Annotated in this window: 23 protein-coding genes; 13 read left to right on the plus strand and 10 right to left on the minus strand. The window is 35.5% G+C overall.

Annotated elements, in window-relative coordinates; translation table 11 throughout:
* Positions 1–18: 18 nt before the first annotated feature.
* The 8 genes from ACQ65V_RS07165 to ACQ65V_RS07200 all read left to right on the plus strand — a co-directional run bounded on the left by ACQ65V_RS07165 (position 19) and on the right by ACQ65V_RS07200 (position 12,007).
* A complete protein-coding gene (locus ACQ65V_RS07165) occupies positions 19–3,483 on the plus strand; it encodes a hypothetical protein (RefSeq protein ID WP_430468622.1) in 3,465 nt (1,154 codons plus the stop codon).
* Positions 3,484–3,496: 13 nt separating this feature from the next.
* Positions 3,497–4,786 (plus strand): glycosyl hydrolase family 17 protein, encoded by a 1,290-nt coding sequence (locus tag ACQ65V_RS07170; RefSeq protein WP_430467391.1) that lies wholly within the window; start codon positions 3,497–3,499, stop codon positions 4,784–4,786.
* On the plus strand, positions 4,783–5,802 hold the full coding sequence (locus ACQ65V_RS07175; RefSeq protein ID WP_430467392.1) for a glycoside hydrolase family 2 TIM barrel-domain containing protein: 1,020 nt from the start codon (positions 4,783–4,785) through the stop codon (positions 5,800–5,802). The genes ACQ65V_RS07170 and ACQ65V_RS07175 overlap by 4 nt, the downstream gene beginning before the upstream one ends.
* An 11-nt stretch (positions 5,803–5,813) precedes the next feature.
* Complete coding sequence (locus ACQ65V_RS07180; RefSeq protein ID WP_430467393.1) at positions 5,814–7,316, plus strand: glycoside hydrolase family 30 protein; 1,503 nt, start codon at positions 5,814–5,816, stop codon at positions 7,314–7,316.
* 2 nt (positions 7,317–7,318) lie between these two features.
* Entirely contained in the window at positions 7,319–8,959 is a 1,641-nt protein-coding gene (locus tag ACQ65V_RS07185; protein ID WP_430467394.1) for an MFS transporter, read from the plus strand.
* Between the two features lie 17 nt (positions 8,960–8,976).
* A complete protein-coding gene (locus ACQ65V_RS07190) occupies positions 8,977–9,861 on the plus strand; it encodes a glycosyl hydrolase family 17 protein (RefSeq protein WP_430467395.1) in 885 nt (294 codons plus the stop codon).
* Positions 9,862–10,033: 172 nt separating this feature from the next.
* Positions 10,034–10,939 (plus strand): T9SS type A sorting domain-containing protein, encoded by a 906-nt coding sequence (locus ACQ65V_RS07195; RefSeq protein WP_430467396.1) that lies wholly within the window; start codon positions 10,034–10,036, stop codon positions 10,937–10,939.
* Between the two features lie 66 nt (positions 10,940–11,005).
* Positions 11,006–12,007, plus strand: a complete 1,002-nt coding sequence (locus tag ACQ65V_RS07200; RefSeq protein ID WP_155090175.1) for a LacI family DNA-binding transcriptional regulator — start codon at positions 11,006–11,008, stop codon at positions 12,005–12,007.
* Between the two features lie 88 nt (positions 12,008–12,095).
* Here ACQ65V_RS07200 and ACQ65V_RS07205 read toward each other — a convergent pair whose 3' ends face one another.
* From ACQ65V_RS07205 to ACQ65V_RS07215, 3 genes are all read right to left on the minus strand, one after another.
* A complete protein-coding gene (locus ACQ65V_RS07205; protein ID WP_273289006.1) occupies positions 12,096–12,329 on the minus strand; it encodes a hypothetical protein in 234 nt (77 codons plus the stop codon).
* A 37-nt stretch (positions 12,330–12,366) separates the two neighbouring features.
* Positions 12,367–12,597 (minus strand): hypothetical protein, encoded by a 231-nt coding sequence (locus ACQ65V_RS07210; RefSeq protein WP_430467397.1) that lies wholly within the window; start codon positions 12,595–12,597, stop codon positions 12,367–12,369.
* Positions 12,598–12,696: 99 nt separating this feature from the next.
* Positions 12,697–13,932: a 3-deoxy-D-manno-octulosonic acid transferase gene (locus ACQ65V_RS07215; protein WP_430467398.1), complete on the minus strand. Its 1,236-nt coding sequence runs from the start codon at positions 13,930–13,932 to the stop codon at positions 12,697–12,699.
* A gap of 121 nt (positions 13,933–14,053) precedes the next feature.
* Between ACQ65V_RS07215 and ACQ65V_RS07220 the strand changes: the two genes are divergently transcribed.
* The 4 genes from ACQ65V_RS07220 to ACQ65V_RS07235 all read left to right on the plus strand — a co-directional run bounded on the left by ACQ65V_RS07220 (position 14,054) and on the right by ACQ65V_RS07235 (position 17,894).
* Positions 14,054–15,214 carry a DegT/DnrJ/EryC1/StrS family aminotransferase gene (locus ACQ65V_RS07220; protein ID WP_430467399.1) on the plus strand — a complete coding sequence of 387 codons (1,161 nt, stop codon included), beginning with the start codon at positions 14,054–14,056 and terminating at the stop codon, positions 15,212–15,214.
* 2 nt (positions 15,215–15,216) lie between these two features.
* Positions 15,217–16,236 (plus strand): UDP-glucose 4-epimerase GalE, encoded by a 1,020-nt coding sequence (gene galE / locus ACQ65V_RS07225; RefSeq protein WP_430467400.1) that lies wholly within the window; start codon positions 15,217–15,219, stop codon positions 16,234–16,236.
* Positions 16,237–16,245: 9 nt separating this feature from the next.
* Complete coding sequence (locus tag ACQ65V_RS07230) at positions 16,246–17,526, plus strand: amidohydrolase family protein (protein WP_430467401.1); 1,281 nt, start codon at positions 16,246–16,248, stop codon at positions 17,524–17,526.
* A gap of 176 nt (positions 17,527–17,702) precedes the next feature.
* Positions 17,703–17,894: a hypothetical protein gene (locus ACQ65V_RS07235; RefSeq protein ID WP_155090168.1), complete on the plus strand. Its 192-nt coding sequence runs from the start codon at positions 17,703–17,705 to the stop codon at positions 17,892–17,894.
* Here the strand turns inward: ACQ65V_RS07235 and lspA are convergent.
* Genes lspA through ACQ65V_RS07250 form a run of 3 tightly spaced genes read right to left on the minus strand, consistent with a single transcriptional unit; the run spans position 17,891 to position 20,269 of the window.
* Entirely contained in the window at positions 17,891–18,397 is a 507-nt protein-coding gene (gene lspA, locus ACQ65V_RS07240) for a signal peptidase II (RefSeq protein WP_430467402.1), read from the minus strand. The genes ACQ65V_RS07235 and lspA overlap by 4 nt on opposite strands.
* A gap of 10 nt (positions 18,398–18,407) precedes the next feature.
* Complete coding sequence (gene fabD, locus ACQ65V_RS07245) at positions 18,408–19,301, minus strand: ACP S-malonyltransferase (RefSeq protein ID WP_430467403.1); 894 nt, start codon at positions 19,299–19,301, stop codon at positions 18,408–18,410.
* A gap of 35 nt (positions 19,302–19,336) precedes the next feature.
* On the minus strand, positions 19,337–20,269 hold the full coding sequence (locus tag ACQ65V_RS07250; RefSeq protein WP_430467404.1) for a dihydrofolate reductase: 933 nt from the start codon (positions 20,267–20,269) through the stop codon (positions 19,337–19,339).
* A gap of 285 nt (positions 20,270–20,554) precedes the next feature.
* Between ACQ65V_RS07250 and ACQ65V_RS07255 the strand changes: the two genes are divergently transcribed.
* The gene (locus tag ACQ65V_RS07255; protein WP_155090164.1) at positions 20,555–20,851 is read left to right on the plus strand and encodes an isoamylase early set domain-containing protein; all 297 of its coding nucleotides are present in this window, start codon (positions 20,555–20,557) and stop codon (positions 20,849–20,851) included.
* A gap of 80 nt (positions 20,852–20,931) precedes the next feature.
* Here the strand turns inward: ACQ65V_RS07255 and ACQ65V_RS07260 are convergent, their stop codons facing one another.
* The 4 genes from ACQ65V_RS07260 to ACQ65V_RS07275 form a co-directional block, all read right to left on the minus strand.
* Positions 20,932–21,756 carry a thymidylate synthase gene (locus ACQ65V_RS07260; protein WP_430467405.1) on the minus strand — a complete coding sequence of 275 codons (825 nt, stop codon included), beginning with the start codon at positions 21,754–21,756 and terminating at the stop codon, positions 20,932–20,934.
* 180 nt (positions 21,757–21,936) lie between these two features.
* Positions 21,937–23,652 carry a nucleoside transporter C-terminal domain-containing protein gene (locus ACQ65V_RS07265; protein WP_430467406.1) on the minus strand — a complete coding sequence of 572 codons (1,716 nt, stop codon included), beginning with the start codon at positions 23,650–23,652 and terminating at the stop codon, positions 21,937–21,939.
* 14 nt (positions 23,653–23,666) lie between these two features.
* Entirely contained in the window at positions 23,667–24,281 is a 615-nt protein-coding gene (locus tag ACQ65V_RS07270) for a bifunctional nuclease family protein (protein WP_155090161.1), read from the minus strand.
* Positions 24,282–24,393: 112 nt separating this feature from the next.
* Positions 24,394–25,356 (minus strand): electron transfer flavoprotein subunit alpha/FixB family protein, encoded by a 963-nt coding sequence (locus tag ACQ65V_RS07275; RefSeq protein ID WP_430467407.1) that lies wholly within the window; start codon positions 25,354–25,356, stop codon positions 24,394–24,396.
* Positions 25,357–25,438: the final 82 nt, after the last annotated feature.

Here is a 25,438-nt window from a genome sequence, read left to right on the forward strand (position 1 = left end):
TATTCTAAAGAAGAGAGAATGCATTCGCATAACGACAATATATATATAGGGAATCAACCAGCTTCATTTGATGATGCTGAAGTGCAAGGGCAACTTGTGAAATTGAATGGTGAAGATTATTACAAAATTTCTAATTGTGATAATATGCGACCATTTTTTATGAGCCTTGTAAGTGACTCTAACCATTGGATGTTCATTTCTAGTAATGGAGGCTTAACTGCAGGAAGAAAAAATGCTGAATATGCCTTATTTCCATATTATACGGACGATAAAATAACTGAATCGGCTGAGGTTACTGGAAGCAAAACTATTTTAAGGGTTTATAAAGATGGCAAAACAAATTTATGGGAGCCATTCTCAGCTAATTACGTTGGCATATACAATGTTAAAAGGAACCTATATAAAAACAGTTATGGCAACAAGGTTGTGTTTGAAGAAACTAACAATGATCTTGGATTAACTTTCAGATATCAATGGAGCTCTAGCAATGCGTATGGGTTTGTTAAGACGTCAACATTAGTAAATAATAATTCCGAAGGAATTGAGGTTACGGTATTGGATGGGTTGCAAAATATTATCCCTTATGGTGTTGGCGCAGATCTACAAAATCAATACAGCAATTTGGTTGATGCTTATAAGAAAAGCGAATTGCAAAGCGATTCTGGTATAGGAATCTATGCACTAAGTGCTATTATTGTAGATAAAGCAGAACCAAGCGAAGCATTAAAAGCTAACATAGTTTGGTCGCTCGGTATCGATAACCCTCAAATATTGTTGTCTTCTCGTCAACTGAATAATTTTAGAAAAGGAAAGGGAATCCATCAAGAAGAAGACGTACGTGCAGAAAAGGGAGCCTATTTTATATCCTCAGAAATAAAATTAGAGGCTAACGAGACAAGCTCTTGGGACTTCATTGCAAATGTGAACCAAACTGTCAGCGATATACAAGCTATTTCAGTTAAGATTAAAAATGAAAATCAACTTTTAGAGCAAGTTCAAAATGACATTGATCAAGGAACTGAAAAGTTAATTGCCATTGCAGGTGCAGCAGACGGACTTCAATTAGGAAGTGACCAACTTAGAAATACGAGGCATTTTGCCAATACGCTTTTTAATGTAATGCGTGGCGGCATTTTCGATGACAACTATACCATTGAAAAAGAAGATTTTGTAAAATACATTGGTAAAGCCAACAAAACTGTTGCAAATAACAAAACTGATGTATTAAATGGACTGCCTGAAACATTTAGCGTTCACCAACTAAAAAGCTTAGCTAAAGTCGATAATGATTCGGATTTTAAGCGTTTATGTTTTGAATATCTACCATTAAAATTTAGTAGAAGGCACGGAGATCCGAGCCGACCTTGGAATAAATTTTCCATTAACACACATAGCGAAATTGATGGTTCCAAAATTCTCGATTATCAAGGGAACTGGAGAGATATCTTCCAGAACTGGGAAGCTTTGGCACATTCGTATCCTGAGTTTATTGAAGGAATGATTCATAAATTCCTTAATGCTTCAACTTTTGAAGGTTATAACCCATACCGAGTGACCAAAGATGGTTTCGATTGGGAAGTTATAGAAGAGGACGACCCTTGGTCTTATATAGGGTATTGGGGCGACCATCAAATTATTTATTTGTTGAAGTTCTTAGAGTTTAGTGAGAAGCACTATCCTAAAAAATTGGCAAATAGCTTTGATGAAAACATCTTTGTTTTTGCCAATGTGCCTTATAAAATCAAGAGTTACGAAGACACTTTAAAGAATCCAAAAGACACTATAGATTTCGACTATGAGCTCAATGAAACTATTGAAAAATCGAGAGAAGAGATTGGAGTAGATGGTGCGTTGTTGAAAGCTAATAACAATGAAATTTATAAGGTCAATCTCATTGAAAAACTTTTGGTCACCGTACTGGCGAAAGTATCCAATTTTATTCCTGAAGGTGGCATATGGCTAAATACACAACGACCAGAATGGAATGATGCCAACAATGCACTAGTTGGTAACGGAGTGTCAATGGTTACACTTTATTATCTGCAACGCTTCTTAAACTTTTTTGAGAACGTAGTCTCAGATTCAGAATTAGATGAGGTTGCTATTTCAATCGAGTTGCATCAATTCTTCAGTGCGGTTGTTGAAACCATGAATGAAAATAAGAATATCCTAAACGGATCGATTTCAGATAAAGATAGAAAAACGGTATTAGATGGTTTGGGCAAAGCAGGAAGTCATTACAGATTATCTATCTATCGTTCTGGATTTAAAAATGAAAAAGAACAAATCTCTAAATCTGACTTGCTGAATTTCTTCAGTATTACAAAATCGTATTTAGAGCATACTATAAAAGCCAATAAGCGTTCAGATAATTTATATCATGCCTATAATCTAATGACGGTAGAAAATGATACCGAAGTTTCGATATCATATCTGTCCGAAATGCTAGAAGGGCAAGTTGCTGTATTAAGCTCAAGATTCTTAAGTTCAAAAGAAGCTTTAGGTTTGTTGAATGGATTAAAAGCGAGTGCCTTATTCAGGCCAGATCAGTACAGTTATATACTTTACCCCAATAAAGAATTATCTCGTTTTGTAGATAAAAATAACATTCCAGAAAGCGCAGTCAAGAATTCAGAATTGCTACAACAACTAGTCAGTGATGGTAACAAGCAAGTCATAGAAAAAGATGTGTTGGGCAATTACCATTTTAATGGAAATTTCAACAATGCGGATAGTTTGAAATCAGCAATTAAGGAACTACCAGAACAATACAGGGAACTTGCCAAAAAAGAAGAACAACAACTTCTCGAAACCTTTGAGTCGGTCTTTGACCATAAATCATTTACAGGACGTTCAGGTACGTTCTACGGCTACGAAGGATTGGGTTCTATTTATTGGCACATGGTATCTAAATTATTACTGGCTGTACAAGAAAATTGCATAAAAGCGATTGAAAATAATGAAGATGATAAAATCATTGGAGGTTTACTGGACCATTATTACGAAATCAATGAAGGTATTGGTGTACACAAATCACCAGAACTCTATGGAGCATTTCCAACAGACCCTTATTCCCATACACCAGCAGGTAAAGGTGCACAACAACCTGGTATGACAGGTCAGGTAAAGGAGGATGTACTTTGCCGATTTGGGGAACTTGGTGTTTTTGTTGAAGACGGTATCATTCGTTTTAATCCAAGTCTGTTAAGAAAAGAAGAATTTCTGAATGCATCAGAGGTGTTTAATTATACAACTGTCGATGGAAAAGCAAAATCGGTTCAATTAAATCAAGGAGAGTTGTGCTTTACCTATTGCCAAGTGCCAATTGTATATAAGCAAGATAGCAGTACAGGAATAGAAGTTAAATGGACTGATGGTTCTGTAACAACGTTTCAAGAATTAAAACTAGATGCAGATACTAGTGATAATATCTTCAAACGTAAGGGAGATGTAAAACAGATTATTGTGTCATTGAATAAATAGAAAGTTGAAAACCATGAAGAACAGTATTAAAATAGGAGTCTTCTTTTTAGTAGTACTATTGTTCTCATGTAATGATGTCAAAAAAAACGACAATGATTCAACAAATACAAAAGCAAAACAAAGTTTGAGTGCAAAAGATATTTTAGGAAACCCAGAGTACTTAGCAATTTCTTATGGTGGCTATAGGTCTCAAAGTAGAGATATACAACCTACTATTGAAGAAATTAAAGAGGATATGAAAATCCTCAATGCTATGGGAATTAGAGTATTAAGAACATATAATGTTCATTTGCCTCACGCTTCAAATGTGCTTAAAGCTATAAAAGAGCTTAAGCAGAAGGATTCAAATTTTGAAATGTATGTCATGCTCGGTATTTGGATTGATTGCAAAAATGCTTTCGATTGGCCAAATGGCGAACCAGACCATGATCAGGAGAGTGAAAGAAATCCAGTAGAAGTAAAAATGGCGGTTGAACTTGCAAAAGAGCATCCAGAAATTGTAAAAGTTCTTGCAGTTGGTAATGAAGCTATGGTTAAATGGGCAACGGCATACTATGTGCAACCTGGTGTCATCTTAAAATGGGTGAAACATTTACAGGATTTAAAAAAGCAAGGAGAATTACCTAAGGATCTTTGGATTACAAGCTCAGACAATTTTGCATCTTGGGGAGGCGGAAGTGAAGAATACCATGTCAAAGACCTAGAAAAACTGATAAAAGCGGTTGATTATATTTCTATGCATACCTACCCAATGCACGATACGCATTATAACCCAGTATTCTGGGGAGTTTTAAATTCTGAAACTGAATTGTCCAAAACAGAAAAAATAGATGCAGCCATGCTGCGTGCAAAAAAGTACGCTGTTTCTCAATACGATAGTGTTGTAGCTTATATGAAAAGCCTAGGGGTAAATAAGCCGATTCACATAGGAGAGACAGGTTGGGCAAGTCATTCAGCTGAACTTTACGGAGATTCGGGAGCTATGGCAACTGATGAGTATAAGCAAGCTTTGTATTATAATCATATGAGAGATTGGACAAATGCAGCAGGTATGTCTTGCTTCTATTTTGAAGCTTTCGATGAGAACTGGAAAGATGCTAAAAACCCTAAAGGCTCAGAAAATCATTTTGGGTTATTTACCATAGACGGAAAAGCAAAATATGCACTTTGGGATTTGGTAGATAAGGGAGTTTTCAAAGGATTGGGAAGAAATGGAAAACCTATTACAAAAACATATAATGGAAACAAAAGCAGGTTGATGAAAGATGTTTTGGTTCCTGAATTAAAAAAAATCACACAGTGAAAAATTTTCTAAATTTTTTGGTCATAGCATTTGTATTGATGTCTTGTGAAAGTAAAACCCAAAATACAACGGTTACTGTAAAAGATCGTCATATTTATGTTAATGACGCTCAGTACATCATTAAAGGTATTTGCTATCATCCCGTACCAAAGGGCAGTGGCAACCAACGCGATTTTGGAAATCTTACACAAGATCTTGCTTTAATGAAAGAAGCAGGCATTAATACCATTAGAGTTTATGCGCCCATTGAAGAAAAAGAAGTACTAGATGAAATTGATGAGGCAGGCATTAAGGTGATCATTGGCTTCGGATATAATCAAGGTGGTAAAAACGACATCGTGTCTGGTACATTCATAGATTACATCAATACATATAAAAATCATAATGCCATTTTAATGTGGGAATTGGGTAATGAATATAATTATCACCCAGAATGGTTTGATGGACACCTTAAGAATTGGTACAAAGCCATGAATGATGCAGCTAACCTAATCCATCAAAATGATACCTCTCATCCAGTAACGACAGCGCATGGCGATTTGCCAGATACTTTGGCACTGACTATGAGCCCTAATATCGATGTTTGGGGAATGAATGTTTATCGCTCAGTAAGACCAGAAACGATTTTTAAAGAGTGGAAAGAAGTTAGTGATAAACCGATGTATTTATCCGAAACAGGGGCAGATAGTTATATGCAAGTTGCTAATGAAGGTTATGAGCAAGGTGTGAATGAAAAAGCACAAGCAGATGCTACCGAAATTATTTTAAAAGCAACTTTTGATGGTCAAGATATCTGTTCGGGTGTTACCTTGTTTTCATTTACTGATGGTTGGTGGAAAGCTGGTAACAATGACGTGCAGGATACTGGAGGAACTGCACCTAATAGTACAGGAGTTCCTTTTGATGGAAGCCCTAACGAAGAGTATTGGGGAATTGTGGATATAGACAGAAATAAGAAAGAAGTGTTTTCAGTCGTGAAAAAGATTTACAGAAATGTAAATAAACAAGATAATTAAAATTACATCGTATGAAAATATTCAAGTGCAGTCTAGTGGTTATTTTAATGTTTGCTGTTATGAGTTGTAATTCTGAAAAAAATGATAAACTAAGAGTTGAGATTTATGAAACTTCTGCTAGTGGTAATAAACTAACAAGAATAACAGAATATTCGGAAGTGGATTCTGCTGCTGTAATTAAAATACTACCAGAACAAAAATTTCAGACCATTACAGGGTTTGGTGGTTCGTTCACAGAATCATCTGCGTATTTGTTGAATAAGCTGAGCAAAAAAAATAGAGATACAATTCTTCAGGCTTATTTTGCTGAGGATGGTGCCAATTATTCATTAACGAGAACACACATTGCATCTTGTGACTTTTCTTTAAACAATTACACGTATGCACCTGTTCCTGATGATATGGAATTAAAAAACTTCACAATAGAAGAAGATCGAGAGGATTTAATCCCAATGATAAAGGATGCTATGGCAATTTCAAAAGATGGCTTTGGTATTATTGCATCACCATGGACAGCACCACCATGGATGAAGGATAATAAGGAATACGTAGGAGGAAAATTACTACCAGAATATTACAACGTTTTTGCACTCTACTTTGCTAAATACCTTGATGCTTATAAGGCAGAAGGCATTGGTATTTGGGGATTAACACCAGTTAATGAACCACACGGTAATGGTAACAATTGGGAAAGTATGCACTTTTCGCCAGAAGAGGAAACGGATTTTGTTCAAAACCACTTAGGGCCAAAATTAGAGGCTGACGGAAAAGGTGAAGTCAATATTTTGGGTTATGATCAAAATAGAGATGGCTTAAAAGAATGGGTGGATGTAATGTTTAAAGATGAAGCATCCTCAAAATATTTTGATGGCACAGCAATTCATTGGTACGAGAGTACTTATGATGTTTTCCCAAAAGCATTACAATATGCACACAATAAAGCACCGAATAAATTTTTAATTGAAACTGAAGGTTGTATAGATTCTGAAGTACCTGCTTGGAAAGACGATTCTTGGTACTGGAAAAAAGAAGCAACAGATTGGGGTTATGATTGGAGAGAGGAGGAAAAAAAATACTTGCATCCTAAGTATGCGCCAGTTAATCGCTATGCTAGAGATATTATTGGTTGTTTGAACAATTGGGTAGATGGTTGGGTAGATTGGAATATGGTTTTAAACCGACAGGGAGGCCCTAATTGGTTTGAGAATTGGTGTGCGGCACCAGTTATTGTAGATGAGGAAGCGGATGAGGTTTACTTTACGCCACTTTATTATACCATGGCACATTTCAGTAAATATATGAGACCAGGAGCAGAAGTTATTGGCGTGGACAATTCAGCTGAGACACTTCAGGTTACTGCTGCTAAAAATCCTGATGGCTCAATAGCTGTAGTGGTGTTTAATGAAGGGAAAGAACCAAAAGATTTTATGTTGTCTTTTACTGAGGACAGTGTAAAAGTAAGTATAAGTGCGCAGGCAATTCAAACGATAATAATTCCATCTAAACTCAAATAGATATGTCAAACATCAAAACGGCGAAGCGAGATAGAGTTCCTATAGGTCAAAAAGCGGCCTTTGGTTCAGGACACTTGGTTCTTAATTTATTACCTGGAGCTTTAGCGGTTTTTATGTTTTTTTTAGTAACAGCTTTTGGAATGGATCCATTTCTGGCTGGACTGTTAGGTGGATTACCTAGAATATTTGATGCACTCACAGACCCGATAATGGGTTTTATTTCTGATAATACTAAATCTAAATGGGGAAGGCGAAGGCCTTATATTTTCATTGGAGCTATTCTAAGTGGTATCCTCTTTGCATTATTATTTCAAATGAGCGAGAACAACTCAGTGATGTTCAATTTTTGGTATTTTCTCCTTATGTCATTACTGTTTCTAGTCGGTAATACAATGTATGCTACACCGTTAGTGGGATTAGGATACGAAATGACTTCAGATTATAATGAGCGTACACGCTTAATGGCATTTGCTAATACTGTCGGACAAATAGCTTGGATGCTAGTGCCTTGGTTTTGGGTAGTTATTGCTGATCCTACCGTATTTTCATTAAGTGATGAAGCTCTTAGGGCTATAGGAGAAATGGGTCTTACAGGAGATGATTTACAAAAAATAACGGACGAAAAATTACAGGCTAATGGTGTTCGTAAATTGTCTTTAACAGTTGGTTTAGCATGCGCAGTACTTGGTATTCTCCCAGCATTATTCTGTAAAGGGATTGATGCCGGTAAAATGGAAAATAGAAAAAAAATTAGTATGAGTACACTAGGCTCTAGCTTTAAAGATTTGTTTCAAGGTATTAAGGAAGTGTCAAAAAACAAACCTTTTATGAAGCTGTGTGGAGCGACATTCTTGGTGTTCAACGGGTTTCAAATGGTAGCTTCCTTCAGTTTCTTCATAATTGTTTTTTATATATATAATGGTAACTATGGTGATGCTGGTACATGGCCTGCTTGGTTTGCTTCCCTCACTGCGGTAGTTACTGCTTTTATGGTAATCCCAATTATTTCTCGCATAGCAAACAAGTTTGGTAAGAGAAAAGCTTTTATAATATCTACTGTTATTTCTATTGTTGGGTACATTCTTAAATGGTGGGGTTTTGATAATGAATTGAATAGGCAATTTAATGAGACAAGTCTAGGTCAAGGATTAAACAATGGTGTAGTCTCAATATTTAATGCTATAAATCCTTTTTTAGACAGTATAGGTATGTCTTGGTTCAGTATGGATACGAGCCAAGGAGGTCCTTGGTTAATGTTTTTACCAATACCTTTTATGGCTTTTGGTTTAGGTGGATTATTTACATTAATGATGAGTATGACAGCAGATGTATGTGATTTGGATGAATTAGAAAATGGGATGCCGAGAAAAGAAGGGACTTTTGGTGCAATATATTGGTGGATGGTAAAGTTAGGTCAGGCCATTGCTCTAGTACTCGGTGGAGCAATTCTAACATTAGTTGGATTCGATGAAGGAGCCGTATCTCAAACGGCCGAAACAATGACAAAATTACGATTGGCAGATATCATTATACCGGCTTCCACAGCTGCAATAGCGATATGGGTAATGTTGAAGTACAGCCTAAATGAGACTAGAGCAAGAGAAATAAAAGAAAAATTAATAGAACGAAGAGGCGAGTTATAATTTTAATAAAATTAAATATGTCGTACAGAGAAGAAAAGCATTTTGCATTGGCATCATTAGATTATGCCAATAAAGACATAAAAGAGATAAAAAAGGCTTACAGAAAGATTTTAAACCAAGGAGTACATGGTTTGTGCTTTAGCCCTTATTTAGAAGGGCAAGAGCCAGGTAATCAATTATCTGAAGAACAAATAAGAAGAAGGATTGAGATTATAAAACCATACACTAAATGGATTCGTTCTTTTTCTTGTACAGAAGGTAATGAAATGATACCTAAGATAGCGAAAGAACATGGCATTAAAACGCTTGTTGGTGCATGGTTAGGTGATGATCTTAAAATTAATGAAAACGAAATTGCTGGATTAATTGATTTGTCAAATCAAGGTTACGTCGATGTTGCCGCAGTTGGCAATGAAGTCTTGTATCGTGGAGACTTATCAGAAGAGCAATTGTTAGAACATATATATAGTGTAAAAAGAGCAATTAAAAATGTTCCGGTAGGCTATGTCGATGCTTATTATGAATTTACTGATCGTCCGAACATTACTGAAGCTTGCGATATTATATTAGCAAATTGTTATCCGTTTTGGGAAGGCTGCGACCAAGATTATTCGTTATTGTACATGAAAGATATGTACAACAGAGCTTTAAAAGCGGGAAATGGAAAAAAAGTAATTATTACCGAAACCGGCTGGCCAAACAAAGGTTCAAAATTAGAAGGCGCACACCCATCAGAAGAAAATGCGTTGAAGTATTTTATAAATGCACAGAAGTGGTCTAAGGAAGATGATATTGAAATGTTCTATTTCTCTTCTTTTGATGAATCGTGGAAAGTTGGTGCCGAAGGAGATGTTGGCGCTTATTGGGGAATTTGGGACAAAAACGAAAAACTTAAATATTAGCATCAAATACTTAATAATTAATAATCTAGATGCTAAATATTATAAAAAACATTAAAATTTAACATTTTTACAGCGGTTGTATAGTTTATGTAGTGGTGAATAATTACGCTTCATAAGACTTGCTAAGTATTTTTATAAAATATTAATTTCTAATAACTAAATAATAATAACTATGAGAAAAATTACTTTATTACTAGCATTGTTAACTTTTACATTTGGGTTTTCCCAGACGGTAATAAATTTTGATGCTACGGCTTTTAGCCCTGACCCTACAGGAACAGGTCTAGGTTTTATGAATGTGTTTGAGAACCCAAAAGATGGAACTGTTGGTGCAGGTGCATTTAGTACAGGTTGGGGAATTCCAGATTTAATTGCCGAATTAGACACAGGTGCTAATTCAGTAACATTAAAACCAAACAGAGTAGGGGATACTGCAGACCCCTTTTGGATAACAACAGGAGTGTTTGAAGGTAATAAGATAATGGAAGCAAATCTTTACATCCAAGACCCAGCTTTAAATGGTACTGTATTTTCTTTTACAGGAGAAGTAACATCCAATACTCTTGATGATTCTAGCTTGAGTTTCGAATTTGTTACCGTCGTTTTTATCAAAGTATTTGCTTCTGATTTTTCGTCTGTTTTAGCTGAAGATTCAGCTGTTTTGGCACCGGGAACTTTTCTTTTAAATATGGATGCAACATCGTATACTTCTGGTGAGAATATTCAATATGGCTTTCAGTTTATTGGTCCAAATATTAATTCAACATCACAATTTGATACAGAATATAACAACTTAGGTAACATCGTTGTAGAACCAGCGGTTTTATCTACTGAAGAATTTGAATTATCAGACGTTAGTGTTTATCCTAACCCAACAACTTCAGATTGGACAATTAAATCGAATAGTCAGACTATTAATAGTATCGAGATATTCGATTTGCTTGGAAAACAAGTTATGGAATTAGAGCCTAACAAAACAGATGTTAAGATTGATGCCTCAGAATTAAATGTTGGTGTGTACCTTGCTAAAGTTTATTCTGAAAACGGAACCAAGACCATTAAATTGGTTAAAAACTAAATACCTTATTTTTAGATAAGCACAATAAAAGAGCGTAAATTATACGCTCTTTTTTATTTTATAATTATGGCAACATTAAAAGAATTAGCAAAACTCCTTAATATTTCAGTGTCCACAGTTTCTAAGGCACTCAACGATAGCCACGAAATAAGTGAGATAACAAAAAGGCGTGTCAATGAACTTGCAGAAAAGGTTAATTATAAACCCAATCGAATTGCACAACAATTAAAAACCAATAAAACCAAAACGATTGGTGTTATTTTACCCAAGGTAACCAATCCATTTTTTGCTGAAGTTTTGCATGGTATTGAGACTACGGCTACCAATAGCGACTATGATATTATTGTTTGCTTATCTAATGAGTCGTTCGAGAAGGAACAGCGTAGTTTAGAGTTATTGTCTAATGGTAGTGTTGATGGTTTTATTATGGCCGTTGCCAGAGATACTCAGGTTAAAGAACAATCAGAACACATTAAAGCAGCAATTGCAAGTAAAATTCCTGTACTGATGTTCGATAGAGTAATCAATGAAATAATTTGTAATAAAGTTATTGTAGATGATTTTAAGTCTGTATATGAAGCAACAGAGTTCTTAATAAAAAAAGAAAGAAGAAAAAACATCTTATTGGTAAGTAATGTTGAAGAGCTTAGTGTTGGAAAACTGAGAATTAAAGGATATCAAAAAGCCATTGAAGAAGCCAAGTTGCAATCACAAATTTTAAAACTTGCAAATGTTGATGATGTAGATGAAAGTGTCTACAATTATTTAAAGGATAATACTGGGATTGACGCTATAATATCCATAGATCATATCACAGGAATAATCGCTATTAATATGGCCAAAAAACTAGGGAGGAGCATTCCTGATGACTTATCTATTATTGGTTTTGGTTATGAGCATACACATCTACTAGCTAGTCCTAAGATTTCAATTATCCATCAGAAAGCGTTTGAAATAGGTGAGGTGGCAGTAAAATTATTAATAGAACAACTTAATGATGAAGAACACCAACAGAAAACCTTGATAGTGCCAAGCGAATTAAAACTTTGGGAGTCAACAAAAAATTAACAATAAAAAAAGCCTGATAATTTATCAGGCTTTTTAGTTTTTATGGAATAATAAAGGCGAACTAGTTTTCCTTTATTTGGTCATCAATTTAATTAGCATCATCAACTGCATCCTCCATGTCATCAGCTGTGTCTTCAGCGGCATCACCAGCGTCTTCTACAGCATCTTCCATAGCTTCACCAGCTTCTTCCATAGCATCTTCAGTTTCTTCTACAGCTTCTTCTATTTGGTCTTCAACCTTTTCTTCTTTAGTTTCTCTACAAGAATTTAATGATAGGCCTAAGAATGCAACGAGAGCCAAGCTTAAAATTACTTTTTTCATTTTTTTGTTTATTTATATGATTAGTGATTAATGTAAATTAGTTATCGTCGCCGTCGACTTCGTCAACAGCATCTTCCATGGCTTCACCCGCTTCTTTAGTTTCCTCAACAGCATTGTCCATAGCCTTTCCAGCTTTTTCCATAGCTCCTTCAGTTTCTTTTTCAACGTTTTCAACTGCCTCTTCGGTTTCTTCTTTAGTTTCTCTACAAGAATTTAATGATAGGCCTAAGAATGCAACTAGGGCCAAGCTTAAAATTACTTTTTTCATTTTAATAGTTTTAGTGTTAATTATTAGTTATATGCACTAAATTAACAATTTAAACGAAACTTTAACAAAATTTCGATGTTTATTAGTAGTGCAACACTGCTATATACGTATGTAATTAAGGATTTGGATGATGGCGCCTCTATTTTTTTCAATAAACGCTTTGTTAATCTCACCTTGCTTTTTTCTATAGGAAAGGTCAGATATTAAAGTATTTAATATCGATTCAAATTCAGAAACCGACGAAACAGTAGTGACACCACCCAGATTTATTAGAGCTTTGGCTTCGGGAAATTTGCCGTAGTTTTTCCCTATTATTATAGGGATTCCAAAAACAGCAGGCTCTAATATATTATGTAATCCTGTTGTTCCAGCTGCACCACCAACATATGCTATATCTGCATAACTATAGACTTTACTTAGATAACCAATCGTGTCTAGAATAAAAACACCGTAGTTTGATAAATTTTCATTCTGCATTTCTGAAAAACAAACTGTGTTAACCTTAAGTTGAGACTTTAGAGACGCAATGTAACTAGGCTTTATATTATGTGGAGCAATTATGTACTTTGTGTTGTCGTTTGAATTATCATTAATATAATCCAAATACAACTTATCATCATCTGGCCAAGTGCTTCCAAAAACAACACATGTTCTACCATTTTTAAAGCTTTCAATAAAATCAACTGTATTATCGGTATCCAATTGATTATATACCCGATCAAAACGCGTATCGCCAGAAACGGAAACATCGTTATAACCTATTCTTTCAAGTAACAATTTAGAATTTTCATCTTGCGTAAAAATATGATTGAAAGCAAATAAAGAAGATGTCATAAAACTTCCATACCACTTAAAGAAACTTTGGTTCCCCCTAAATACAGCAGAAATTAATATAGCATTTAGGCTTCGTTTTTTTATTTCTGAAAGGAAGTTGGGCCAAATTTCATACTTCACAAAGATGATGTAATCAGCATTCACAATATCCAGAAAGCGTTTGGTATTAGCTTTCGTGTCAAAAGGAAGGTAGACCACCACATCAGCAATTTTACTGTTTTTTCTGACTTCATAACCTGAAGGAGAAAAAAAGGATAGCACAATTTTATAGTCTGAATATTTAGTTCTTAAAGCTTCAAAAACAGGCAAGCCTTGTTCGTATTCACCTAAAGAAGCACAGTGAAACCAAAACGTTTTATCGGTAGGTTTTATTGAGTGTTCTAACTTTTTAAACGTTTCCTTTCTACCATCTACACCTAACTTCAATTTCTGGTTAAAAAGCGCAATAAGCTTAACAACGAAACTTGCAATATTAATTCCTATGGAATAGAGTAGTCCCAAACATAAAGATTTGTGCTAAAATACATTTCTTTCAATTAATTGCATTGGCATAGCGATTACAATTTTGTATTTTCGCTAAAGACCTAATTCTAGGTTGCAGATATAAATTAGAATCTCCGGAATGAAAAAAATCCAAATGGTTGACCTACAGGGTCAGTATGCAAAAATTAAAGATGTTGTAGATCCATCAATTCAAGAAGTAATGGACAGCGCTGCATTTATCAATGGTCCAAAAGTTCATCAGTTTCAAAAGAACTTAGAGGAATATTTAGGAGTAAAACATGTTATCCCTTGTGCCAATGGAACGGATGCGCTTCAAATTGCAATGATGGGCTTAGGATTAAAACCAGGTGATGAGGTCATTACAGCCGATTTTACTTTTGCGGCTACAGTTGAGGTCATTGCGTTATTACAACTAACTCCTGTTTTGGTAGATGTAGATCCTGTGACCTTTAATATTGATGTCGATGCTATTGAAAAGGCCATCACACCGAAAACTAAAGCTATTGTACCTGTTCATTTATTTGGATTAGCTGCGGATATGGATGCTATTATGGATTTAGCGAAAAAGCATAATTTATACGTTATCGAAGATAATGCACAAGGCATAGGGGCTGATTATTTACATAGAGATGGAACAAAAACCAAAACCGGAGCTATAGGGCATGTTGCTTCAACGTCCTTTTTCCCTTCAAAAAACTTAGGTTGCTACGGTGATGGTGGAGCCATTTTTACCAATGATGACGATTTAGCGCATACCATTAGAGGTATTGTAAATCATGGTATGTATAAGCGTTATCATCATGATGTAGTTGGAGTAAATTCGAGATTAGATTCTATACAGGCTGCAGTGTTAGATGCTAAATTGCCTCATTTAGATACCTACAATGAAGCAAGACGTAATGCGGCTAGAAAATATTCTGAAGCTTTTAAAGATCATCCAAAAATTACAGTTCCGACAGGAAGAACTGCTTGTGAAGGTATTTGCGGTACATGCGATTGCCATGTGTTTCATCAATATACTTTAAACTTAAAAGATGTTGATAGAGACGCTCTGGTGGCACATTTGCAAGAACAAAATATTCCTTGTGGAGTCTATTACCCAATTCCGTTACACCTTCAAAAAGCTTATGCTGACGAGCGTTATAATGAAGAAGATTTTAAAGTGACTAATCAATTGGTGCAATCTGTAATTTCATTGCCAATGCACACAGAATTAGATGATGAACAAATTGAATTTATTACCACTACAGTTTTAAATTTTATAGACGGTAATTCTTAAATATGAAAATATTAGTTACAGGTGGTTTAGGTTTTATCGGTTCTCATACTGTTGTAGAATTACAGAATGAAGGCTATGATGTTGTAATTATTGATAATCTCAGTAATTCATCGGTTGAGGTTTTAGACGGAATTACAGCCATAACAGGTAAAAGACCACATTTTGAAAAACTTGATCTTAAAATAAAGGATGATGTTAAATCATTTTTCAATACACATAGTGATATTTCTGGAGTTATCCATTTTGCTGCCAGCAAAGCCGTAGGTGAAAGTGTAAATAACCCTTTAATGTATTATGAGAACAACATTAATACCTTGGTATATGTGCTTCAAGAGTTGAGTCAGCTGAATCAACAAAATTTTATTTTCAGCTCGTCTTGTACGGTTTATGGTCAAGCAGATGAGTTGCCCATAACCGAAAATGCACCAGTAAAACCTGCAGAATCACCATACGGAAACACCAAACAAATCGGAGAAGAAATTATAAAAGACACTTGTAAGGTTAACGAGAAACTCAATTGTATAGCACTGCGTTATTTTAATCCTATTGGAGCACATCCATCAGCAGAAATAGGTGAATTACCAATTGGTGTGCCTCAAAATTTGGTGCCATATATTACACAAACCGCTATAGGAATGCGTGAGCAACTTTCCGTTTTTGGTGGTGATTACCCAACACCAGATGGCACCTGTATAAGAGATTATATTCACGTAGTAGATTTGGCAAAAGCGCACGTGGTAGCCTTACAACGTCTTCTGTCTGGTAATAATGATTCAAATTTCGATTTTTTTAATCTTGGTACAGGCAAAGGAAGTTCGGTTTTAGAAGCTATTCAATCATTTGAAAAAGTTTCGGGCAAAAAGTTGAACTATAAAGTGGTGGATAGAAGAGCAGGAGATGTGATTTCCGCTTATGCAGATACCAATAAGGCAAATGATGTTTTGGGCTGGAAAACAGAATTAACATTAGATGATGCTATGGCTTCAGCATGGAAATGGGAACAAAAAATTAGAAATAAATAATAAAGTCATATGAAAACTTTTCTTAAAATATTGATGTTACTAATTTCAGTAACACTATCGGCGCAAAACACTTACTTACATTGTGGTAAATTAATCGATACTGAATCAGGAAAAGTGCTGACGGAAAAAACCATAGTGGTCTCTGGTGAAAAAATTATTTCTGTTGAAGATGGTTACGTAAATCCACAAAATTCTGAAGATTCAGTCGTGGATTTAAAATCAAAAACCGTAATGCCTGGATTGATAGATATGCATGTTCATATTGAGCATGAGACCAACCCAAAGAAATATCTCCAAGCTTATACACAGAATGACGCTGATGTTGCTTTTGGCTCTGTAAAATATGCCGAGATAACACTAATGAGTGGTTTCACAACCGTTAGGGACTTGGGAGGTTCTGGTGTTAACGTTGCGCTCAGAAATGCTATCAATGCTGGTAAGATTGATGGTCCTAGAATTTTCACAGCAGAAAAAGCTTTAGCAACAACTGGTGGTCATGCTGACCCAACCAATGGAGCAAAGAAAAGTTTAATGGGAAACCCAGGGCCAAAGGAAGGTGTGGTGAATGGAGTTGAAGATGCAAAAAAAGCAGTAAGACAACGCTATAAAAACGGAGCGGATTTAATTAAGATAACAGCAACAGGAGGAGTATTGAGTGTAGCTAAAAGTGGCCAAAACCCTCAATTCACTATTGAAGAAATAAAAGCAATATGCGAAACAGCAAATGATTACGGATTTCATGTTGCAGCTCATGCTCATGGAGATGAGGGTATGCAGCGTGCCATTTTAGGTGGTGTTAAGACCATAGAACATGGAACGCTTATGAGTGCGGAAACTATGGAGCTAATGAAAAAACACGATGTATATTTAGTACCAACAATTAGCGCAGGAAAATTTGTGTCCGACAAGGCTAAAATAGAAGGCTATTATCCTGAAATTATTGTTCCTAAAGCTTTGGATATTGGCCCGAAGATACAAGATATGTTTGGTAGAGCTTACAAAGCTGGAGTCGGTATTGCATTCGGAACAGATGCTGCGGTTTTTTATCACGGAGATAACGGAAAGGAATTTGGTTATATGGTTGAAGCAGGTATGCCAGCCATGGAAACCATACAAAGTGCAACGGTTACCAATGCCATGATTTTAAAAATGGAAGATCAGCTCGGTCAAATTAAATCAGGTTATTTAGCAGATATTGTGGCCGTGGATGATGACCCGACAGAGAATATTTCTACCATGGAAAATGTCACTTTTGTGATGAAAAATGGTAAAATTTATAAAAACCAGTAATTTCCCGATTATCATACTCTCAATGATTTACACAGTGTTTTGAGAATATGTTAATGGTTTTAAGTCTTGATTTTCAATATGATAATCAAAAAAAGGCTTAACCCGATTTTAACACTTATTACTTGACATTGGTTAGAAGTCTTTGTTTTTTTGTATTTAATGATAATGGATTTGACATGAAATTGATAAGTATAAAACGTGAGACCAGACAAGAAGGTCGATTTTCAAAAAAGATGGGTGTATTGTCTACAAAAGTCACCTACATCAAAAAGCAATTCTTAAATATACCGATCAAAACACTTCATAAATATCGTGAAACATATTATGGTGAGGTAAAAGATTGTGAAGATTGCCGATTGGCACGCTAAACAGTTTCTTCTGCTTTTTTCTTCTTATTGCTATATATTCCACTGAATAATAACATTATCATTCCTGTGGTGACCGATAGGTCGGCAACATTAAAGATTCCGGTTTTAAAAACGCCTCCTAGATCAATAAAGAAAAAATCCGTGACCTCCCCTCTAGTAATACGGTCAAAAACGTTGGCTATACCTCCACCTATGATACAACAAAAGGCAATAACGCTTAACCGATCTAGTTCTTTTGTTTTTACAATGTAGTACACTACATATAAAAGAACTATAGTAGGTAAAATCAAAAGAAAAATGAGTCTGAGTGTAGGATTCATGTCACTACCCATGCCTAAAAATGCACCTTTGTTTTCAACCCAAATTAATTGAAAGTAATCACCTATTACATCAATTTCACCGTTTCTGCCAGGCGTCATTGAGCTTCTAACAATTACTTTCGAAATCTGATCAATAGCAATATTGAATACTATTAAAAGGGCTATAAAAATGTTTCTATTCAAAGTAGAAGATTTAGGCGTTGGTTTCAAAAGTTGCTGAAGATGTTTCTGCTTCTCTATGTATTTTCTTAACTAGACCTTGTAAAACTTTACCTGGCCCGACTTCTGTAAAATGTGTGGCTCCATCAGCAATCATTTGCTGTACAGATTGTGTCCAACGTACAGGTGCTGTTAATTGGGAAATTAAATTGGCTTTTATTTCATTTTCATCTGTTACTGCGGATGCTGTAACATTCTGATATATTGGACAATTTGGTTTACTAAAGTTTGTGTTTTCAATAGCAGCAGCCAATTCTTCTCTGGCTGGCTCCATCATTGGCGAATGAAAAGCTCCACCAACAGGTAAGACTAAAGCACGTCTTGCTCCTTCTTCCTTGAGTGTTTCACAGGCCTTATTAATCGCATCAATTTCTCCAGAAATCACTAATTGACCTGGGCAGTTGTAATTAGCAGCTACTACAACACCTTCGGTCGTGGCGCATATTTTTTCAACCACATCATCATCTAAACCTAAAACCGCAGCCATTGTACTTGGTTGTAACTCGCAGGCTTTTTGCATCGCTTGAGCACGTTGAGATACTAGTTTTAAACCATCTTCAAACGTTAAGGCACCAGCAGCAACCAAAGCAGAAAATTCACCAAGCGAGTGACCAGCAACCATATCTGGTTTAAAACTGTCACCTAAAGTCTTTGCTAAAATAACAGAGTGTAAAAAGATAGCAGGCTGCGTTACCTTAGTTTCTTTTAGGTCTTCAGCAGAGCCTTCAAACATTATGTCCGTAATTGAAAAACCTAAGATATCATTGGCCTTTTCAAACAGTTCTTGTGCTAATGGTGAATTCTCGTAAAGGTCTAAACCCATTCCTGAGAATTGTGCTCCTTGACCTGGAAATATATATGCGTTCATGTGTATCAAAATTTATGCTGCAAAAATAGGAATATTTATTTTCTTAAATAGGTGGTAAACGAAAATGCATATTTATGCTTTTCATCAGCATCATGGGTTGTTCTGCTAACTTCTCTCCATTTGGTGTCATCGATCTCAGGAAAAAATGTATCCGCATTTTTAAAGGTTGAATGGACACGAGTCATTTCAAGCTTTTCTGCTAAATTAATTGACTGTTTGTAAATTTCACCACCACCTATTATGAAAGGTTGATTGTCTTTTCTGGCAGCATCAATGGCATCTTCAAGGTTATTGACCACAATAACTCCGTCAGGAACTTTGTAATCTTTCTGTCTGGTAATAACAATATGTGTTCTATTGGGAAGTGGTTTTGGGAAGCTTTCAAAAGTCTTTCTGCCCATAATAATATGGTGGCCAGAGGTTAATTTTTTGAAGCGTTTTAAATCATCACTAAGATGCCAGATAAGGTCATTGTCCTTGCCAATGGCATTGTCTTCACCTGCAGCTACGATAATGGTCAGTTCTCTAAACTTTTTTTTTTCGCTAGTTGGCTTTGAACCAGAAGCCTCGTTATAAGCTTGGGATTGCGCTAGTTTTGTCTCTTCTTTAAGAAAGCCTTGCTTTAATTTTTCTATACGTTCTTTCTGCTGGCTCACCAATTTATCGAGTTGTTGCTTTTCCCAATCCTTACCCATAAATTTATTAGTGATAAAAACATTAAAAAAATGATAGGCAAAGAGGAATAACCAAGCTAAAATGGCATATACGAACCAGTCAATACCAGCTATGGTTAAGTCTTTACCTATACCTAAAACCGTATTAGCCAAAATCAAGAACACAGCTCCAATTAAAAAGATAACAAAATGAATGTACAAACGCTTTTTTTGTCTAATGCGTTTTTGGGCGTTTTCTATAAGCTCTAATTGGTCTTTATCTATGGTTGAAACTTGTTTTTTCTTTCCGAACATAATTTAAATTTAATAGTATAAAGATACTTTTTTTTAACTAAAACGTTATCGTATTTTTTTAATATGGAACTGGGATGTTTTTCGAAAACGATATAGTTGATAATCAATGGATAAGCGTGGGTTTTTGGGTTGTTAATCTCATAATTTTAGACCTTTAAAATTATGTAGTTTACTAAAAAGTAAAGGTTATTTTATTAAAATGATAATTCTTTCATTATTAGTAAAGTAAACTATAAATTGTTTATGATTCTTTTATAGTTTTGACCCATAATTAAATCTATTATTATGGCAATTAAAAAGCAGTATTTAAAAAGTAAGCCGGTTTGTAAGGTAACATTTTCAGTTCCTGCGGAGGAGGCAAAAAGTGTAGCGGTTGTTGGAAGCTTTAACGAGTGGAATACTGAAGCTACAGAATTAAAGAAATTAAAAAACGGAACATTTAAAGGAACCGTTGATTTAGAAAGTAATAATACGTATGAGTTTAGATACGTTGTTGATGGTACATACATCAATGATGACCAAGCAGATACCTATGCTTGGAATGACTTTGCAGCAGCAGAGAACGGAGTATTGAATTTATAATTGTTAATGTGCTATTAGCCTAAAAAAAGCGTCTCAGTACTGAGACGCTTTTTTTCATTACTAAAATACGTTGTAGCGTTTTATACGGCTACTACACCTTTAATATGTGGATGCGGATTGTAATCTACTAAGGTGAAATCTTCAAACTTAAAGTCGAAAATATCCTTTACCTCTGGGTTGAGAATCATTTTTGGTAATGGCCTTGGATCTCTAGATAATTGTAACTCCAATTGCTCCATATGATTGTTATAAATATGAGCATCACCAAACGTGTGAATAAAATCTCCAGCTTGGTAACCACAAACTTGTGCCATCATCATGGTAAATAAGGCATAAGATGCAATATTAAAGGGTACGCCTAAAAATATGTCAGCACTACGTTGGTATAATTGACAAGATAATTTACCATTTGCTACATAAAATTGAAAAAACGCATGGCACGGCGGTAAAGCTGCTTTACCATCGGCCACATTTTGTGAAAATGATTTAGAGGTATCTGGTAAAACTGAAGGGTTCCAAGCAGAAACTAACATTCTGCGACTATTCGGATTATTCTTAAGTGTTTTGATTACCTCTTTGATTTGGTCAATATCTTCGCTAGCCCAATTACGCCATTGATGGCCATACACTGGTCCAAGATCGCCATTCTCGTCAGCCCACTCATTCCAGATACGGACTCCGTTTTCTGTTAGATATTTTGTATTAGTATCACCTTTTAAGAACCAAAGCAATTCATAAATGATAGACTTTAAATGCAACTTTTTTGTAGTTACCATTGGAAAACCTTGACTGAGGTCAAATCGCATTTGATAACCGAATACACTTTTTGTGCCTGTACCTGTTCTATCTCCTTTTTCGTTTCCGTTTTCTAAAACGTGTTTTACTAAGTCGTGGTATTGTTTCATAATAAGCTCATCTTCCGTCTTCCCAGAGGGAAGAAACTTTCTTATAATTAAGAATATATTGTGGAAACGAATTTAACTAAAATGATACTTATTGAATCGAAATATCTAGTAACAAATATCAAAAGTTATTAACGAGTGTTTATTTTTCCCTTAGGGGAAATGTCCGCAGGACAAAGGGGATTACCCAATTATCATTCCTGCTATAGTCGCAGAAATCAAAGATGCAATGGTACCACCTATTAAGGCCTTCATTCCGAATTTAGAAAGTTGTTTGCGCTGACCTGGTGCTAAAGAGCCTATTCCGCCAATTTGGATACCTATTGATGCAAAATTTGCAAAACCACAAAGCATATAGGTTGCCATAATTATAGACTTTTCATAGGTGAGGTGTGTAGCATTGGCTACGTTTTTTAAGTCTGCTAATTGAATATAACCTACAAACTCACTTGCAGCCAATTTAATGCCTAGCAGTTGTCCCATCATCATCATATCTTCTTTCGCTACGCCAATGAGCCACATTAGAGGTGCAAACACGGTTCCTAAAATGGCTTCCAATGAAAATTCAGGATAAGGCGTGTTAGCTGCCATCCAATCGTTTAACGTGGTGACATCGCCAACCCATCCTAAAATACCATTGATCATAGCAATAAAGGCAACAAAAACCAATAACATGGCTCCAACATTTACAGCAAGTTTTAATCCTTCTGTAGTACCATTGGCAATAGCATCTAGTAAATTTGATCCAATTTTTTCTTGTGAAACCTTAACATCTGTATTTATAGCTTCGGTTTGTGGATATAAGATTTTAGAAATTACAATAGCTCCTGGAGCTGCCATAACTGAAGCTGCTAACAAATGTTTTGCATATACTAAACGTAAAGCAGGATCATCTCCTCCTAAAAACCCGATATAAGCAGCGAGTACAGCGCCTGCAACGGTTGCCATTCCACCAATCATAACGAGCAGAATCTCAGACTTATTCATTTTTTCCAAATAAGCCTTTATAAGTAAGGGTGCTTCGGTTTGTCCTAAGAAAATGTTACCAGCTACACTCAAACTCTCTGCGCCAGATATTTTAAGAAGTTTTGTTAACAACCAGCCAAAAGCTTTTACCACTTTTTGAATAATACCCAAATAGAACAGGACAGAAGTTAATGCTGAAAAGAATAAAATGGTTGGTAACACTTGAAAAGCGAATATGAATCCAAAGGTATCCATATCAACCACCAAGCCTTCGAATAAAAACTTACTACCAGCTCTTGTAAAATCCAAGACACTTACAAAAAGACTTCCTACCCATTCAAAAGCGGTTTTTACGAATCCTACACGTAGAACGCCAATTGCAATTAGAAGTTGAAACGCTAATCCAATACCGACAGTCTTCCAGTTAATAGCTTTTCTATTGCTACTGAATAAAAAAGCGATGAAGATTAAGGTAATCATTCCTAAAATACCACGCCACAAACTATTGAAAGAGAAACCTTGACTAGGGATAATGTCAGAATCCGTTAATTCATTAACGATGACTTCGACTTCGCTTGAGGTAAGTGTTTTAAACTTATAAGAAGTGCCATTTTCAGAAAAAACAAGAGTAGAGTCCGTTAATTCCTGAATTTTATAGCGTCTTATAGTATCATTAGGCTTGTTGTAATAAAATACTAAGAGATTATTTTGAAAAATATAATCACCTGAGGCTTCAAGATTATCTTTAGCTTCGAGATTATATTGAAATTCCCCTTTGTTAAAAACAATGCTATCGTTTTCAGATATATTAAAAAGTGAATTGCCTTCTGAATTTTCTATGGCTTCAAATTGCCATGTCTTTTCAAGCTCTTGTGCCGTAATTGATGAAAGTCCAATAAAAATAGCAATCAGGGCTCTGAAAAAATGATTCATAAAGGTTATGTTAGTTAGCGCTTAGAAATTTCGTCTCTTATCTTGGCAGCTTTTTCATAATCTTCATTATTTACGGCTTCATCTAAGAGACTGTGAAGTTCTTCTAGGGATTTGTCTTTATAGCTTTCTTGCTCACTTGCTGCCGCTTCAATTTCTTCGGCAATAATGTCATCAACCAGAATACTATCTTGTTCCTCGTCTTCCTTTTTGGGATTGACTTTAAGATAAATACCTGCTTTGTCCAAGATATTTTTATAAGTAAAAATTGGTGCTTGAAAACGCAATGCTAAAGCAATAGCATCACTGGTTCTGGCATCAATGATTTCTTCAATTTTATCGCGCTCACAAATCAAACTTGAGTAGAATACACCATCAACCAATTTGTGAATAATAACCTGCTTCACCACTATATCAAAGCGATCGGCAAAGTTTTTAAATAAATCGTGTGTTAACGGTCTTGGTGGACGAATTTCCTTTTCTAGGGCAATGGCAATGGATTGAGCTTCAAATGCACCAATAACTATAGGTAGTTTACGGTCACCATCAACTTCATTAAGAATTAAGGCATAGGCACCATTTTGGGTTTGGCTGTAAGAAATACCTTTAATATTTAAACGAACTAAGCTCATAATTTATAAAACACAAAGAACTGTTTAAATTAGGACTTTACCAAACTGCTTTAGCAGATTTCGATTTTATGCCAATTTAAACAGTCCTTATGAATATTACAAGTTACTAAAATTATGCGTTTTCTGCTTTAAAAGCTTTTAATTTTTCTGTTAGTTTTGGTACAACTTCAAAGGCGTCACCAACAACTCCGTAATCAGCAGCTTTAAAGAAAGGCGCTTCAGCATCTGTATTAATTACAACTTTTACTTTAGAGGCGTTGATACCTGCCAAGTGCTGAATGGCACCAGAGATACCAATGGCAATATATAAGTTAGAAGCTACAGGTTTACCTGTTTGCCCCACGTGCTCACTGTGAGGTCTCCAGCCTAAATCCGATACAGGTTTAGAGCATGCCGTTGCTGCTCCCAAAACTTCTGCAAGTTCTTCAACCATTCCCCAGTTTTCAGGGCCTTTAAGACCTCTTCCTCCAGACACAACGATTTCTGCATCGGCAATACTTACTTTATCTGTGGCCTTATCGATTGACTCTACCGTCACTCCAGATTCTGGTATTGATGGAGAAAAATCTTCTACTGAAGCACTGCCGCCAGATTCAACAACACCAAAAGAATTGTTAGATAACCCAACAATCTTTATATCCGTTGTAATTTCGGTATTAGCAAAAGCTTTGTTAGTAAAAGCGGTACGCTTAACTGTAAAAGGAGATGTGCTTGATGGTGCTTCAACGACGTTAGAAACATAGCCTGCGTTTAATTCAACCGCTAAAAGTGGAGCCAAATATTTACTATCTGCGCTAGAGCTTACGACTACAACTTTAGCATCTTCTTGCTTTGCAGCTTGCTCTAAAATAGCAGCATATTTTTTGGCATTGAATTTACCTAAACCATCATTCTTTACTGAAAGCACTTTGGATGCTCCGTAATTCCCTAAGCTATCAGCGTTGTCTGCATTGACAGCTACGGCAGTAACTGAAGTTCCCATTTGGTCTGCAATGGCCTTAGCATAAGATACAACCTCTAGAGCTGCTTTCTTAAATTTTCCGTTTTCTGATTCTGTATATACTAGTATTGACATAATTTTTTGTTTTTCGTAAGTTACACTTCGACCGCGCTCAGTGTGACATTATAATTTTTTATCCTCAATTGTTCCCTTCCTT

Origin of the sequence: Winogradskyella ouciana (assembly GCF_965284585.1) — a bacterium.
In the GTDB taxonomy this organism is placed as follows: Bacteria; Bacteroidota; Bacteroidia; order Flavobacteriales; family Flavobacteriaceae; genus Winogradskyella; species Winogradskyella ouciana.